15 protein-coding genes are annotated in these 15,175 nt (G+C 39.6%); all 15 read right to left on the bottom strand.

From position 1 onward, the window contains the following. Window positions 1-480: 480 nt before the first annotated feature. The 15 genes from lysS to tilS all read right to left on the bottom strand — a co-directional run bounded on the left by lysS (window position 481) and on the right by tilS (window position 15,036). A complete protein-coding gene (gene lysS / locus EEJ45_RS15115; RefSeq protein WP_124565638.1) occupies window positions 481-1,965 on the bottom strand; it encodes a lysine--tRNA ligase in 1,485 nt (494 codons plus the stop codon). Between the two features lie 305 nt (window positions 1,966-2,270). After that, window positions 2,271-3,269, bottom strand: a complete 999-nt coding sequence (gene dusB, locus EEJ45_RS15110) for a tRNA dihydrouridine synthase DusB (protein ID WP_124565637.1) — start codon at window positions 3,267-3,269, stop codon at window positions 2,271-2,273. Window positions 3,270-3,285: 16 nt separating this feature from the next. Beyond that, window positions 3,286-3,492, bottom strand: coding sequence for a helix-turn-helix domain-containing protein (locus EEJ45_RS15105; protein ID WP_124565636.1), 207 nt, complete (start codon window positions 3,490-3,492; stop codon window positions 3,286-3,288). After that, window positions 3,444-3,959 (bottom strand): 2-amino-4-hydroxy-6-hydroxymethyldihydropteridine diphosphokinase, encoded by a 516-nt coding sequence (gene folK, locus EEJ45_RS15100; protein ID WP_124565635.1) that lies wholly within the window; start codon window positions 3,957-3,959, stop codon window positions 3,444-3,446. Before folK ends, EEJ45_RS15105 begins: the two co-directional genes overlap by 49 nt. Continuing rightward, a complete protein-coding gene (folB, locus tag EEJ45_RS15095; RefSeq protein ID WP_124565634.1) occupies window positions 3,956-4,318 on the bottom strand; it encodes a dihydroneopterin aldolase in 363 nt (120 codons plus the stop codon). Before folB ends, folK begins: the two co-directional genes overlap by 4 nt. Further along, entirely contained in the window at window positions 4,311-5,150 is an 840-nt protein-coding gene (folP, locus tag EEJ45_RS15090; RefSeq protein ID WP_245999959.1) for a dihydropteroate synthase, read from the bottom strand. Before folP ends, folB begins: the two co-directional genes overlap by 8 nt. Continuing rightward, complete coding sequence (pabC, locus tag EEJ45_RS15085; protein WP_124565632.1) at window positions 5,147-6,022, bottom strand: aminodeoxychorismate lyase; 876 nt, start codon at window positions 6,020-6,022, stop codon at window positions 5,147-5,149. Before pabC ends, folP begins: the two co-directional genes overlap by 4 nt. Continuing rightward, a complete protein-coding gene (gene pabA / locus EEJ45_RS15080; protein ID WP_124565631.1) occupies window positions 6,016-6,603 on the bottom strand; it encodes an aminodeoxychorismate/anthranilate synthase component II in 588 nt (195 codons plus the stop codon). The genes pabC and pabA overlap by 7 nt, the downstream gene beginning before the upstream one ends. A gap of 4 nt (window positions 6,604-6,607) precedes the next feature. Further along, complete coding sequence (gene trpE / locus EEJ45_RS15075; protein WP_124565630.1) at window positions 6,608-7,999, bottom strand: anthranilate synthase component I; 1,392 nt, start codon at window positions 7,997-7,999, stop codon at window positions 6,608-6,610. A gap of 306 nt (window positions 8,000-8,305) precedes the next feature. Beyond that, window positions 8,306-9,229 (bottom strand): cysteine synthase A, encoded by a 924-nt coding sequence (gene cysK / locus EEJ45_RS15070; RefSeq protein WP_124565629.1) that lies wholly within the window; start codon window positions 9,227-9,229, stop codon window positions 8,306-8,308. A gap of 117 nt (window positions 9,230-9,346) precedes the next feature. Continuing rightward, a complete protein-coding gene (gene hslO, locus EEJ45_RS15065; protein ID WP_124565628.1) occupies window positions 9,347-10,225 on the bottom strand; it encodes an Hsp33 family molecular chaperone HslO in 879 nt (292 codons plus the stop codon). 18 nt (window positions 10,226-10,243) lie between these two features. After that, window positions 10,244-11,014 (bottom strand): type III pantothenate kinase, encoded by a 771-nt coding sequence (locus EEJ45_RS15060; protein WP_124565627.1) that lies wholly within the window; start codon window positions 11,012-11,014, stop codon window positions 10,244-10,246. A gap of 59 nt (window positions 11,015-11,073) precedes the next feature. Beyond that, the gene (gene ftsH / locus EEJ45_RS15055; RefSeq protein WP_124565626.1) at window positions 11,074-12,987 is read right to left on the bottom strand and encodes an ATP-dependent zinc metalloprotease FtsH; all 1,914 of its coding nucleotides are present in this window, start codon (window positions 12,985-12,987) and stop codon (window positions 11,074-11,076) included. An 85-nt stretch (window positions 12,988-13,072) separates the two neighbouring features. Further along, a complete protein-coding gene (gene hpt, locus EEJ45_RS15050; RefSeq protein WP_124565625.1) occupies window positions 13,073-13,615 on the bottom strand; it encodes a hypoxanthine phosphoribosyltransferase in 543 nt (180 codons plus the stop codon). Further along, window positions 13,612-15,036, bottom strand: a complete 1,425-nt coding sequence (tilS, locus tag EEJ45_RS15045) for a tRNA lysidine(34) synthetase TilS (RefSeq protein ID WP_124565624.1) — start codon at window positions 15,034-15,036, stop codon at window positions 13,612-13,614. Before tilS ends, hpt begins: the two co-directional genes overlap by 4 nt. Between the last annotated feature and the right edge of the window lie 139 nt (window positions 15,037-15,175).

Below are 15,175 nucleotides of genomic sequence, written 5' to 3'. Positions count from 1 at the left end.
TTAGGCACGCCGCCAGCGTTCATCCTGAGCCAGGATCAAACTCTCCATAAAAGTGTTTGTCTAGCTAAAATAAATGTTGACGTTTTGTACTTCGTTCAGTTTTCAAAGAACTAACTTATCGCCCAGAAGCGACTTTATTAATATAACATTTCGCATCATCCAAGTCAACAACTTTTTTGTTTAAGTTGTTTCGTCAGCGACAACGTTTATAAATATAACAGCTATAAATCAGAAATGCAATAGTTTTTGCAATAAAACTTTATATAAGTTTAAAGTTCTTTGTTAATTTCCGTTACAGAGGTTCGCTTTCCGCTGGCGGTGAGGGAGTGTCGCATCTTCCACTCCGATACGCAAGTGTTCATATCAATAACGAACAAACTTTTAACCAAATAAAAATGCCCCAAAACAACTACGGGGCATTTTTTATAAATAAACATCTGCAATGAGATTAGTAACCCTTTGTAAAAGTAACTGTTAATCTTACTTATGTCTCATCTGCGGGAATAATAGTACATCACGAATAGACGGAGCATTAGTTAGCAACATAACAAGACGATCGATACCGATACCCAATCCACCCGTAGGAGGCATACCGTATTCTAGCGCTTCGATATAGTCATCATCCATCATATGTGCCTCATCATTTCCTTGTTCACGCTCTTTTAATTGCGCTTCAAAACGCTCTTTTTGATCGATAGGATCATTAAGTTCAGTGAATGCATTTGCATGCTCACGCGCAACAATAAATAACTCGAAACGATCTGTGAAACGAGGATCTTCCTCATTCTTCTTAGCTAGCGGAGAAATCTCAACCGGATGACCATAAACAAACGTCGGTTGAATTAGATGTTCCTCTACTTTTTGCTCAAAGAACTCATTAATAATGTGTCCTACTTCCATATGCTCGGTTACTTCTACACCGTGCTCTTTAGCCAGAGCGCGAGCTTCTTCTACACTCATAGGCGCCCAGAAATCCGCACCTGTTTGCTCTTTAATAGCATCTACCATGTGAACTCGTTTCCATTTTGGTTCTAAATCTACTTCGTACTCACCATATTGTACCTTGGTTGTACCAAGTACTTCTTTAGCAATATGAGCAATTAGGTTTTCCGTAAGCTCCATAATATCTTTATAGTCAGCGTACGCCTCATATAATTCAATCATTGTAAACTCAGGGTTATGACGAGTAGAGATTCCTTCATTACGGAATACACGTCCAATTTCATATACTTTTTCTAAACCGCCGACAATTAAGCGTTTTAGATGCAACTCGATAGCAATGCGCATATATAATTGCATATCTAAAGCATTGTGATGTGTAATAAATGGACGAGCAGATGCACCACCTGCAATTGCATGCATCATAGGTGTTTCTACTTCTAAATAGCCATTGTCATCTAAATATCTTCTCATAGATTGAATAATTTTACTGCGAGCAATAAACGTTTTACGACTTTCCATACTTGTAATCAAGTCTAAATAACGTTGACGGTATCGTTGTTCAATATCTTTCAAGCCATGATATTTATCCGGTAACGGACGAAGAGACTTTGTCAACAGCTTGAAATCTGTTACTTTAATAGACAATTCGCCCACTTTTGTTTTAAATACGGTTCCTGTCACACCAACAAGGTCACCTAAGTCAGCGTTATTGAATAACTCGTATTGTTCTTCCCCCACCGCATCTTGCCTTACGTAGATTTGAATTTGATTATGCAAATCCTGAACATGAGCAAAGCCTGCTTTACCTTTTCCGCGCTTTGTCATGATACGTCCAGCGATAGAAACGGAGATTCCTTTTTCGTCAAGCGCTTCTTTTTCTACTTCACCATAAAGATCTAGCAATTGGTCAGTAGAATGTGTACGCTCAAATCGTTTGCCAAACGGGTCCATTCCTTTTTCAAATAGTTTTTGCAACTTATCGCGGCGAACCTGCAACTGGTCATTTAATTCTTCGTAGCTCATTACATCAACTCCAGATTGTTAAATTTGCAATATACATAGTATAACACTTTCTTTCAAGTATATATAAGTACAAGCATAAAAACTAATATTCTTTTAAGGTGAGAAAATACGGAGATTCGCTTTCAGCAAGACTCGTACTTAGCGAAAATACAATTATAAAAATAGAACACCCAGATTTTCTATTTTTGTATTACTGTTATGTTTAAAGATCTGTTTGCTCTTCCTCACTCTCTTCACTTTCCTATGAAACAAGGGTGTTCCTTGACTTTAGGACACCCTTTTTCATCTGTAAATTATTATAACAATTATCCTACCTGAATTGCTTCTTGCTTGTTCTCCATTTCTTCAGCAAAGGCATACAACAACGAAACCATATCTTCTCTCGTGTTACATTCATTTACTGCATTTCTTACTTTTGCGTTTCCTCGTACACCTTTTAAATACCATGCTGCGTGTTTACGCATTTCTTTAACAGCAATCTTTTCATTCTTTAGGTCAATTAAACGATCTAAATGCAGAATACATACATCCATTTTTTCTCTTACGCCAGGCTCATCCATTAATTCGCCTGTCTCTAAATATTTAACTGTTCTATAAATCATCCATGGATTACCAAGGGCTGCCCGGCCAATCATCACACCATCTACACCAATTTCATCAAGCATACGCTTCGCATCTTGCGGTGTTTCGACGTCTCCGTTTCCAATAACAGGAATTTTAAGTGCCTGCTTTACTTGCTTAATGTAGTTCCAGTCCGCTTTACCCTCATACATTTGAGAGCGTGTTCGACCGTGAACAGCTACAGCTTGACCTCCAGCTCGTTCAACAGCTAACGCATTCTCAATTACATAAATGTGATCTTCATCCCAACCCAGACGCATTTTGACTGTAACTGGCTTTTGGACGGCGTCTACTACAGACGCAACCATCTCATATACTTTATTGGGGTCAAGAAGCCACTTTGCGCCTGCATCACACTTTGTAATCTTTGGTACGGGGCATCCCATATTAATATCAATAATATCAGCCGTTGTATTTTTATCTACAAATTTAGCTGCTTCGACCAACGTTTCTTTTTCACCCCCAAAAATTTGTAGGCTCAAAGGTTTTTCACGTTCATCAATGTATAACATATCCATCGTTTTTTTGTTATTAAATAGAATAGCCTTGTCACTCACCATCTCCGCACAAACAAGTCCTGCACCAAATTCTTTTACTGTTAAACGAAATGCAGCGTTACATACACCTGCCATCGGTGCTAAAACAACCGGATTTTTCATTTCAATATTACCTATTTTCAACATTTCTTTCCCTCCTCTCTTACTCTTTAGGTTTTAATTCTTCTATTGAAACATTTAACTCTTTAATAACTTGTAAGATAAATTCTTCACTTGGGAGTCGGTTACCACGTTCAATTTCTCCCAAAATAGAAACTGATATACCTAGACGCTTCGCAAAGCCTTCTTGTGTGTATCCTTTTAATTTTCTAAAAGCGCGGATGCGCCTTCCCCACTTGTCCGCTTCCATACCGTAACTCCTTCTCGCCTTATCATCTCTTCTAGTTGCATATCTGAAATAGACTGCTTGACATCTTTATTAATGTCACAAAGAGGTACAAGCACAAACGCCCGTTCATACATCCGAGGATGAGGAACAATAAGGCTCTCTGTTTCAATATTTTCATGATTATACAGCAAAATGTCAAGGTCAATTGTACGAGGTCCCCAGCGAATTTCCCTTTTTCTTCCTAACTTCATTTCAATACTTTGCATAGTTTCCAAGAGTTTATGCGCGTCCATATTGGTAGAAACTTGTATAGCAATATTCAGAAATGGCTCTTGTTCTACATATCCTACCGGCGCAGTTTCATAAACAGAAGAAACCTTTTCTACTTTAGTGTTATCTAATTCATTCAGTAAGAAAACTGCTTGCTTTAAATACCCAAACCGATCTCCTATATTAGAACCTAATCCTATATATGCTATGTTTGTCATGCGCGGCTCCTTGTAATCTCAACAGCCACCTCACGATAATGACCTGGAATAGGTGGATCCGGTTTAATAACCTTCACTGTGCAAGATTGGATACTTTCATATTGATGCAAAATTTGCATAGCGATATTTTCAGCGACAGATTCAACAAGCTTATATGGCTTACCTTGCACAATCTTTTCACATAGCTGATATAACTCTCCATAATTTACAGATTGCGAAAGATCATCTGTAACTCCTGCTCTACGTAAGTCAAGGTGAACTGTTAAATCTACTTTAAACCGTTGTCCTAGTCTAGTTTCTTCCGGAAACACACCATGATATCCATAAAACTCCATCTCTTTGACAAAGATTTTATCCAACCCAAACACTTCCCTTACCCAGCATGGCATCCATCATTTTTGCCATTCTTGCTGTTTCTCGTACATCATGTACACGTACAATATCGCACCCTTTTTGGATACCTAAACAAACTGTTGCTCCGCTACCCTCCATCCTTTCCTCTACCGGAAGATCTAGTACATGTCCGATAAACGACTTTCTGGACGTACCAAGCAATACAGGATATCCAAGCACGGTTAGTTGTTCTAAATTGCGCATAACCTCAAGATTTTGTTCTGGTGTCTTCGCAAAACCAATTCCCGGGTCTAAAATAATATTTTCATCCCTGACGCCGGCGCGCTTCGCAATTCTAACGCTTTCGTATAAATCACCAATCATATCCGCAAGTAAATTGCGATAGTTTTGATTATCACGATTATGCATTAACACAATAGGAACCTCATAATATGCCGCGACTTCTGCCATTTTAGGATCAGCTTTCGCTCCCCAAATGTCATTGATAATATGAGCTCCGGCTTCGATAGCCTGACGAGCTACCTCCGCTTTATATGTATCAACAGATATAGGAGCAGAAACTTGTTTAGATACAGCTTGAATAATAGGGATAACTCGGTTTAACTCTTCTTCTTGCGACACCTTAATTGCACCAGGACGCGTAGATTCACCTCCGATATCAATGATATGCGCACCTTGTTCAATCATCTCTTTTGCTCGGTTAACAGCCGCACCAACTTCATCATATGTACCACCATCAGAAAAAGAGTCTGGTGTAATATTCAATATTCCCATAATTATCGTTTTTTCAGAAATACGAAGTTCATAAGGTCCACACGCTATATTATATCTGTTCATAACCCTTCTCCTTTCACAACATCCTCTACACGCCATAAGGTGTTACGATGTTGCCTGTATGCATGACTAAGTTCGTTTGTAATCTTACCCTCTTTTCCGGGAAATAAAACCGAAGAAATTTTGTGGATTGGTACGATTTCTTGAATCGAATTAGTAACAAATACTTCTGTACTACTAAGAAGGTTCTCTTCTGTGTATAAACCTTCTTCTACCTCATATCCAAGGCTCTTAGCTAAACATATCACGAAATTTCGAGTGATACCGTTTAAAATCCCTGTTTCAATAGAAGGTGTATATAGTGTGTTATCTTTGCTAAAAAAGATGTTTGATACAACACCTTCTGCCAACCAGCCTTCTTTTGTAAAAAATAAACCTTCCTTATTCACGTCCGCTCCCACTTCTCTTTTACCAAGAATATTATTCATATAGTGGTGTGACTTTAAACGCCAAGGTCCCTCCGGCGTATTTCGAGGTATCCGTAGCATCACTCCTTCTTTTTCAACGATAATATTAGATAAAGGTAGCGGCTTAATGAACATGATAACAGATGGTTTTGTATAAGGAGTTACCTGCAAACCTACTTCACCATTCCCTGCTGAAACATTTAAACGAATATACGCATCCTTTATACCGTTCTTTTGCAACAGCTCTTGCAAAATACCCAGTACCACTGCTTTGTCCATATTCCATTCAATATTTAAAAAAGCAAGAGCGGCAACAAGCCGCTCATAATGATCATGAAATAAAAATGGATGACCGTTATATACACGGAATGTTTCAAATACGCCTAGACCATATAAAAATCCATGGTCATAAGGAGATATTCTTGCATCCGCTTCTTCTACATATGAGCCATTCACATAAATCAGCATGTCGTTTCTTTCCTACTGTAGTGAGAAATAAAGTTTTGCAACAATTCCTTACCATGTGTGGTCATAATGGACTCAGGATGAAATTGTACACCTTCAACCGCTAATGTTTTATGTCTCACTCCCATGATTTCACCTTGCTCTGTCCAGGCCGTAACTTCTAAACAATCGGGTAATGTCTCTTTTTTAACGATTAGAGAATGATAACGCGTCGCGTGAAACGGACTTGGTATACCTTTAAACACTGTACGTCCATCGTGGTACATTAAAGATGTCTTCCCGTGCATTAAGCGGTCTGCGCGAATTACATCTCCTCCAAATACTTGCGCAATGGCTTGATGGCCTAAACACACACCAAAAATAGGTATTTTCCCTGCAAAATGTTTGATAACTTCCAAACTAATTCCCGCTTCATTTGGGCTGCACGGACCGGGAGATATCATTAAAAAGGAAGGCTCCATTGCTTCAATCTCTTCTATTGTCAGTGCATCATTTCTTTTTACGACGAGTTCCTGTCCTAATTCTCCCAGAAACTGCACAAGATTAAACGTAAAGGAATCATAGTTATCAATCATTAAAATCATATCTTTACTCACCCACCTGTTCACTAGCTTCTTTAGCACGCCATAAAGCCACTGCTTTTTTTAATGATTCCTTATATTCATTTTGAGGATTTGAATCAATAACTATACCAGCTCCTGCCTGCACATGTGCATATCCGCCCTTAGCCAGCAATGTACGAATCACAATATTAAGCTCCATTTCACCGGAGAAGCTAAGCCATCCAATAGAGCCTGTATAAATACCTCTTCGAACTGGCTCTAACTCTTCAATAATTTCCATTGTACGAATTTTAGGAGCACCTGTAATCGTACCGCCTGGAAATACTGCCTTTAAAATATCAAATGCATCTTTTCCTTCCTCTAGTTCACCGCGAACATTGGAAACAATATGCATCACATGTGAATATTTTTCAATCGCCATAAATTCATTTACTTCCACCGTACCATAACGACAAACACGTCCTAAGTCATTGCGTTCAAGATCTACGAGCATCACATGTTCAGCACGCTCTTTTTCATTTTCAATCAGTTCTTTTGCTAAAACTTCATCTTCTTGCGCATCTTTTCCTCTTGAACGAGTACCAGCAATAGGACGGGTGCTAACTTCCATTCCTGCTTTTTTAATAAGCAGTTCCGGTGAACCGCTCACAATTTGGAAATCACCCAGTTCCATATACCCCATATACGGTGATGGATTGATTTCACGTAATTTCTCATAAATTTCAATAGGATGGGAACGTAATGGCTGCGATTGTCTCACAGATAAGTTAACCTGAAATACATCACCTGACGCAATATACTCTTGAATACGCTCTACAGCTTTCACAAACTCTTCTTCCGTAAACGACACGTAAGGGGTAAATTCGCGAGTGTTTTGTAGTGGAATAGCTACAGAATCCACCTGTTGTGTCCATATATGCTGCAGATATTGCAGACGCTCTGTTGCCTGCTTTTCATCATGATGACGAACTATTACCCACAGGACACGCTCCTTATGATCAAACACAATCACCTCATCGTATATCATCAAGAAAACATCGGGCAGTTCTAAATCATCTTGTGCTTTATCATCAAGACGCTCTATGTATCGGATACAGTCATAGCTAAAATAACCCATAGCCCCCCCCTGAAAAGGAGGCAAAGAATCATCATGTTTAACGTAACGTTCGGCCATGTAGTTCTTTACGAGATCTAACGGGTTTCCTTTAAGAACCGATTCTTGACCGCCTTCTTGAATACGAAGCTCTTCACCCTTTCCACGTAAGACAGCCACTGGCTCTAGTCCCGCCATACTGTAGCGACCACCGCGACCGCTCTCTAAAATGAAGTGCTGCCACTTAGATTGCGATAAATTTTTATATTGAAGAAAAAGATCCTTTTCGTACGGCATAGAAACAGCAAATATTTGTTGCTTCATATTCACACCTCATATCAATTAGTTAGTACGCTTCCATTCTACACGATGTTTTCAGTCTCTTCACTCTTTTTTAAGAGGCCTCTTTTAAAATTCCTGGCTAGATTTCCAATGAACATGGACGATTAGGAAGCATCCTTAGTGCACGAGACTCCCTTGCGCTTTTACTTCAGGATGAACTGAAAATTGTAACATTACCTGTAAGAACAGTAAAACTTCTACTCTGTGCTTATTGTGATTCCGAGTAAGGAATCCTAACCAAAAAGAGGGCATCCCTTTAACGTTGTAAGGGATGCCCTTCTTATTATTTTAAGATTCGAATTGGTATAGAGGTGTGCTTAGGTAACGTTCACCGTTGCTTGGGATGATAGCCAAAACCTTCTTGCCTTTACCAAGGCGCTTTGCCACTTCTAGCGCAGCGTATATAGCGGCTCCCGAGGAAATCCCTACAAGAATCCCTTCATTTTTGCCCACTAAACGTGCATATTCAAAAGCCTGTTCATTTTTTACTGTGATAACTTCATCATAGATGTCCGTATTCAATATATCCGGCACAAATCCAGCACCAATTCCTTGGATTTTATGAGGACCTGGTTTCCCACCCGATAGGACTGGGGAATCCGCAGGTTCAACTGCAATAATTTGTAGATTTGGATACTTTTCTTTTAATACTGCGCCGGCGCCAGAGATTGTTCCACCAGTTCCAATTCCAGAAACAAAAGCATCCAATTGTTCGCCCATTTGCTCAATAATTTCAGGACCTGTTGTTAAACGATGGACTTCAGGGTTTGCTTCGTTTTTAAATTGCTGAGGCATAAAGTAGCCGTGCTCTTTCGCAAGCTCTTCTGCCTTACGAATGGCACCTCCCATCCCTTCAGGACCAGGCGTTAGCACCAATTCCGCTCCATAAGCACGCAATAAATTTCGACGTTCCATGCTCATCGTTTCAGGCATAACTAAGATTGTTTTATACCCTTTTGCCGCGGCCACCATAGCTAATCCAATTCCTGTATTTCCACTCGTTGGTTCAATTATTGTGTCGCCTTCCTTCAATAATCCTTCCTTCTCCGCAGCCTCAATCATCGCTAAAGCAATACGATCCTTTACGCTGCTGCCAGGATTCATGAACTCCAGCTTTAAGTAGATATCGGCACTATCCTCATCGACAATGCGATTTAGCTTCACAATTGGTGTTTTTCCAATCAAATCTGAAACAGATTGTGCAATCTTCATCTCCGTCACCCCTATTACCAAGTAATTTTATTGAATTTATAAACATTTTCACAGAGTGCTCATCATTTGTCAATCGTAATCACTTGATATTGTTTATATTTTTTAGAAAAGTTAAAATTATTTTATTTCTTCAATAATCTGCGTTAAGTCCTCTTCTGTAAAAATATAGCGCTCGTTACAGAAATGACAATGTACTTCTGTTTTATCCTCTTCTTCACGCATTGCTTCTAATTCACCTTTTCCTAAGCTTACTAACACAGCTTCAATACGTTCTCTGGAGCATGTGCATTGAAAAGCAACATCCATATGCTCTAGAATTTTAAGATTTTCTTCCCCTACCAGTTCGTGTAACATTTGCTCAGGTGTAAATCCTTGCTCAACCATTCGAGAAACTGGGATAATGGTTTTTAATTTATTTTCTAGGAAGGTAATCGTTTCTTCCTGCGCCCCAGGCATGATTTGCAAAATAAATCCACCAGCTGCCAATATACTATCATCACCATTCACCAGTACCCCAACACCAACTGAAGCCGGCGTTTGCTCTGACACTGCAAAATAATAAGTAAAGTCTTCTCCAAGTTCTCCTGAAACGATTGGAACCTGTCCTGTAAATGGTTCTCTCATACCTATGTCTTTAATAACTGTTAAATATCCTTCCGTACCAACTGCTTGATAAACACGAAGCTTGTTTTGCTCATTTGCCTCAAAATCTACATGAGGATTTGCCACGTAACCACGTACCTCACCTTTAGCATTTGCATCAACTAGAATATGCCCAAGTGGCCCGTTTCCTTCCACCTTGATAGTAAGCTTTTGCTCACCCTTTAGCATAGAACCCATCATAGCACCTGCAGTTAGCGATCTTCCTAACGCGGCTGAGGCTGTTCTCCATGTATCATGACGTTTTTGAGCTTCTCGAACTGTATGGGTTGTAACTGTTGCATATGCACGTACCTCACCGTTAAAAGCAAGTGCTTTTACTAAATAATCCTTCATATCTAAATCACCCTTCTCTTATTGAATTACATTACGCTCATAAAGCATGTATAAGCCTTTTAGTGTTAAAAACGGATCGACAATATCAATTACATCGGACTCCTCAGCAATCAATTTGGCCAGTCCACCTGTAGCAACGACCAATGGTTCTGTTTTGGCCTGCTCCTTCATACGCTTTACGATGCCCTCTACTTGACCAACATAGCCGAATAAAATTCCTGCTTGCATAGCACTAACCGTATTTCTTCCAATCACTTCACTTGGACGAGTAATTTCAATCCTAGGAAGCTTGGCAGCTCGGCTATATAAAGCCTCCGCTGAAATCATAATTCCCGGTGTAATAGCTCCACCCATATAGTTTTTGTGTTCATCAATATAGCAATACGTTGTTGCTGTACCAAAATCTACAATAACCAACGGACCTCCATACATTTGGATGGCAGCCACAGCATTCACAATACGGTCAGCACCTACTTCACGGGGATTTTCATATTTAATATTAAGACCTGTTTTAATTCCTGGTCCTACTACAAGAGGCTTACGTTTAAAATACTTTTCGCACATTCTCTCTAAAGCAAACATAATAGGAGGAACTACAGAGGAGATAATAATTCCTGTAATATCACTAAATTGAATCCCTTCGTGTTGTAACAGTTCCTTTACGAGCATACCGTACTCATCTTCCGTTTTGTTACGATTTGTCTCTACTCGCCAATGTTGCCTAAGTGTTCCTTGTTCAAACACTCCAAGAACCGCGTTCGTATTTCCCACATCTAACACAAAAATCATATCTTCACACTCCCTACTGCATGTTCATTATCTTGCAAGAAAAAAGGAGTGACGTAAAGTCACTCCTTTGGCTCTTCTTCTTTTGCTTCATCTTTTTTAGCGGAAATATTAACTTTCACATCATCTGTATTAAACGTAGTTGCCGTTCTATCAGGCATTACACCGTTTTCAAACAAGCTTTTAATTTGTTCCGCATCCAAAGTTTCCACTTCAAGCAACGTTTTTGCGATTAATTCAAGCTTATCACGATTATCAGTTAGGATTTGCTTCGCACGAGCATAAGACTCTTTCATGATGCGTTGCATCTCCAAATCGATTTCATGAGCAATAGCATCGCTGTAGTTTTGCTCGGAATGGAAGTCTCTGCCCAAGAATACTTGACCTTGTGAGTTTCCAAACTGCATAGGACCGAGTTTATCGCTCATACCGAATTCTGTTACCATTCTTCTTGCAATGCCCGTTGCGCGTTGGAAGTCATTGTGAGCACCTGTACTTACTTCACCGAACACGATTTCCTCAGCAACACGACCACCAAGCAATCCTGCAATTTTATCCAACAATTCCGGTTTTGTCATGAAGTAACGATCTTCTTTTGGAAGCATAACAGCATAGCCACCAGCTTGCCCACGAGGAACGATTGTTACTTTATGCACCATATCTGCTTCATCAAGGACCATACCAATTACTGTATGACCTGCTTCATGATAAGCGACAATGTTTCTTTCTTTTTCAGAGATTACACGGCTCTTTTTAGCTGGACCTGCAATTACACGATCCGTTGCCTCATCAATATCCTCCATGTCAATCTTCTTCTTATTTTGACGAGCCGCTACAAGCGCAGCCTCGTTCAATAGGTTTTCTAAATCAGCACCTGAAAAGCCCGGTGTGCGCATTGCGATAGCGCGCAGGTTAATGCTTTCATCAAGTGGTTTGTTGCGAGCATGTACTTTTAGTACCGCTTCACGACCATTTACGTCAGGACGATCAACTGTAATTTGACGGTCAAAACGGCCAGGACGTAATAACGCTGGATCTAGAATATCAGGACGGTTTGTAGCTGCTACGATAATAATACCTTCGTTTGCACCAAACCCATCCATTTCAACAAGCAATTGGTTTAATGTTTGCTCACGCTCATCATGGCCACCGCCAAGACCAGCGCCACGCTGACGACCTACCGCATCAATTTCGTCAATAAAAATGATACAAGGTGCATTCTTTTTCGCGTTTTCAAACAAGTCACGTACACGTGAAGCACCGACACCGACGAACATCTCTACGAAGTCAGAACCACTGATAGAGAAGAACGGCACACCAGCTTCTCCAGCTACAGCTCTTGCTAGCAATGTTTTACCAGTTCCCGGAGGTCCAACTAATAGCACCCCTTTTGGAATACGTGCACCTAACTCTGCAAATTTACGAGGATCTTTCAAGAACTCAACAACTTCTACAAGTTCTTGTTTTTCCTCATCTGCTCCTGCAACATCACGGAAACGAACTTTCTTTTTATCATCGTTATATAGCTTTGCTTTACTTTTACCAAAGTTCATAACACGACTACCGCCGCCCTGCGCTTGGTTTAGTAAGAAGAAGAATAAAATAAAGATGATAACAAATGGAATGATGGAAGTGAAGAACGTTACCCACGCGCTCGTTTCTTCAGCAGGTTGGTAATTCACCTTTGTATTTTTCGCACTGTCATTTAATTTCTTTTGCAACTCTTCTGTGTTGGCTGCATACGTCACAAAAAATTCATCTTTATTATATTCCGTGAATTGTCCTTTAAGCTCAAACACACCATTTTTCGGTTGCAAATTAACTTCCTTGACCTCTCCCTTATCTAAGCGATCTAGGAATGTATCATAGCGAACCGGCTTTGTTTGCTGGCTTGAACCATTAAAATAACTTACCACACCGATTACAACTAAAAATATTAATAAATAAAAGATGGTATTACGGAAGATCCGATTCATTCCTAACCTCCTCTCACAGCATAAACACTATAATAAATAGTAACATACAAAAACTTTCCTATCCAATTGTAAGACTTATGTATTATTAGCTTGAATACACACTCGGTTTTAATACACCGATATACGGCAAATTACGGTACTGCTCTTTGTAGTCCAAACCATAACCAACTACAAACTCGTTTGGTACGATATAACCTACGTAGTCTGCTTGGATATCAATTTTTCTTCCAGTTGGCTTATCCAACAACGTTACAATTTTGACTGATTTTGCTTTGCGATATTTAAACAGGTCCACTAAGTAACTTAATGTTAAACCGCTGTCGATAATGTCTTCGACGATTAAAATATCACGACCTTCGACAGAAGTATCCAAATCCTTTAGGATTTTTACTTCTCCCGTAGACACTGTAGAATGTCCATAGCTAGAAACTGCCATGAAATCCATCTCCAAGTAAGTATCTGTACGTTTTAAAAGATCTGCCATGAAAGGCATCGCACCCTTTAGTACACCTACTGCTAACGGAATTGTGTCTTTGTAATCTCGTGCGATAATAGCGCCGAGTTCTCTTACCTTCTCTTGAATTTGTTCTTCAGATACAAGTACCTTTTCAATATCTTGATTCATCATTTACTTATCCTCCTAGAAGACTCCTTGCTGTTGTAACGAATGAGTATATAATGCCCATGCTTCTTTGATGACGCGGCCCACGCAGATTGCTTCAGCAAGGGAATCCAGATAATTTCCCCTTGCGCATCACAAACAATAGGCCAACTGTCTCTTTGCTGCTTCGGCACTTTTTCTTCAATAAAGATAGCTTTTATCTTTTTTGTGCCGTTCATACCTTTTATTGTCATCCGATCTCCATTTTTTCTTGTTCGAATGCTCAATGGTGTAGAAATCTCCTCATGCGAGCCGACAAACAAAGCAGAATCAGACGTATCTGGGTATAACTTGCTAACCTCTGCCGTAACCTCATCTCCATTCGGTAGCACTACTTTTCCGGGTACTGGAAGGATATAAGAAAACTCCTCAGGCTTTTCTGAAAAAAAGTAAAACTCGCACTCTTTATAGGAACGCATTACCTTAAGTCCAGCTGGAAAATCAAGTGAACCGGAAGGGTGAGGACGTCGTAAAAAAGATAGCGCTTGCTCAATATGTATAGAAGAAAGTGAAGAAGGAAGCTGGTATTCATAAAGATAGTTTAATATTAGTTGAATACCTCTTCTTTGTAAAGGCATAGGCAAGGATTCAAAAGCAGGAATTGAAATTACTATACGATTTTTGTCTTTTTTCTTAATTACTGTATTCAGCTTCTCAAAAGCTAATTCCTGCAAATATTTCTCGTCCGCTTCAACAAACTTGCTAAACCGCTGCAAATGAACATGTACATTCGGATTTTCCTGTTTTAAAAAAGGGATAATATATTTACGAAACCTATTTCTTGTATACGTATCCTTCTCATTACTTGGGTCATTTCGATAGACGATACCTTCATCTTCACAATAAGCTTTTATATCTTCTTTGGTCACCGAAAGGAACGGACGTATAATCATACCACCAGCAAACATTCGCTTAACAGGTATACCTGCGTATCCCTTCGATATACTCCCGCGTACCATTCGCATCATAATAGTCTCTATTTGATCATCACCATGATGTGCAAGTGCTAAACAGTCCGCTTGATGCTTCTCCATTACCTCCGCAAAATAAGCGTATCGACATGCCCGAGCTGCTTCCTGTACACCTAATCCATTTTCTCGTTGATATTGACCTACATTTACCTGTGCCGCTTCGCAAACTAGGTGTAACTCTTCGCACACCTTTACTACATGATGCATATCCGCAGCCGACTGCTCTCCTCTAAACATATGATCGATATGAGCCACAATAATGTGTAAATGGTAGCGCTCTTTAATTCCGTGGAGATAATACAGCAAAGCCATAGAATCCATACCACCGGATACCCCCACTACAACTGTAGTGTTCATATTTAATAGTTCATTCTCGCAAATGAAACGCTCTATCTTAGAAACAAATGAAACACTCAAAACGAAATCACCTTCTATAAGCCTGTTTCTTATTGCTATGGTACCATTATTTTATCTCTGTTAGCAAAGAAAAGGCAGTATAAGTCCTAAAAAATGCTACCTTATACAACTCAACCTTTATAAAGAATCGATACAAGTA

Origin of the sequence: Ectobacillus antri, from assembly GCF_003852715.1 — a bacterium.
Classification (GTDB): domain Bacteria; phylum Bacillota; class Bacilli; order Bacillales; family Bacillaceae_G; genus Ectobacillus; species Ectobacillus antri.
Note: the sequence above shows the minus strand (reverse complement) of the source record. Positions and strands in the feature narration are given on the sequence as shown.

Coding starts and splice junctions, on each gene's coding strand:
- lysS (WP_124565638.1), bottom strand. CDS start 1,965: ATGAGCTACGAAGAATTAAATGACCAGTTGCAGGTTCGCCGCGATAAG.
- dusB (WP_124565637.1), bottom strand. CDS start 3,269: ATGTTGAAAATAGGTAATATTGAAATGAAAAATCCGGTTGTTTTAGCA.
- EEJ45_RS15105 (WP_124565636.1), bottom strand. CDS start 3,492: ATGGAAGCGGACAAGTGGGGAAGGCGCATCCGCGCTTTTAGAAAATTA.
- folK (WP_124565635.1), bottom strand. CDS start 3,959: ATGACAAACATAGCATATATAGGATTAGGTTCTAATATAGGAGATCGG.
- folP (WP_245999959.1), bottom strand. CDS start 5,150: ATGAACAGATATAATATAGCGTGTGGACCTTATGAACTTCGTATTTCT.
- pabC (WP_124565632.1), bottom strand. CDS start 6,022: ATGCTGATTTATGTGAATGGCTCATATGTAGAAGAAGCGGATGCAAGA.
- pabA (WP_124565631.1), bottom strand. CDS start 6,603: ATGATTTTAATGATTGATAACTATGATTCCTTTACGTTTAATCTTGTG.
- trpE (WP_124565630.1), bottom strand. CDS start 7,999: ATGAAGCAACAAATATTTGCTGTTTCTATGCCGTACGAAAAGGATCTT.
- cysK (WP_124565629.1), bottom strand. CDS start 9,229: ATGAAGATTGCACAATCTGTTTCAGATTTGATTGGAAAAACACCAATT.
- hslO (WP_124565628.1), bottom strand. CDS start 10,225: ATGAAGGATTATTTAGTAAAAGCACTTGCTTTTAACGGTGAGGTACGT.
- EEJ45_RS15060 (WP_124565627.1), bottom strand. CDS start 11,014: ATGATTTTTGTGTTAGATGTGGGAAATACGAACGCGGTTCTTGGAGTG.
- ftsH (WP_124565626.1), bottom strand. CDS start 12,987: ATGAATCGGATCTTCCGTAATACCATCTTTTATTTATTAATATTTTTA.
- hpt (WP_124565625.1), bottom strand. CDS start 13,615: ATGATGAATCAAGATATTGAAAAGGTACTTGTATCTGAAGAACAAATT.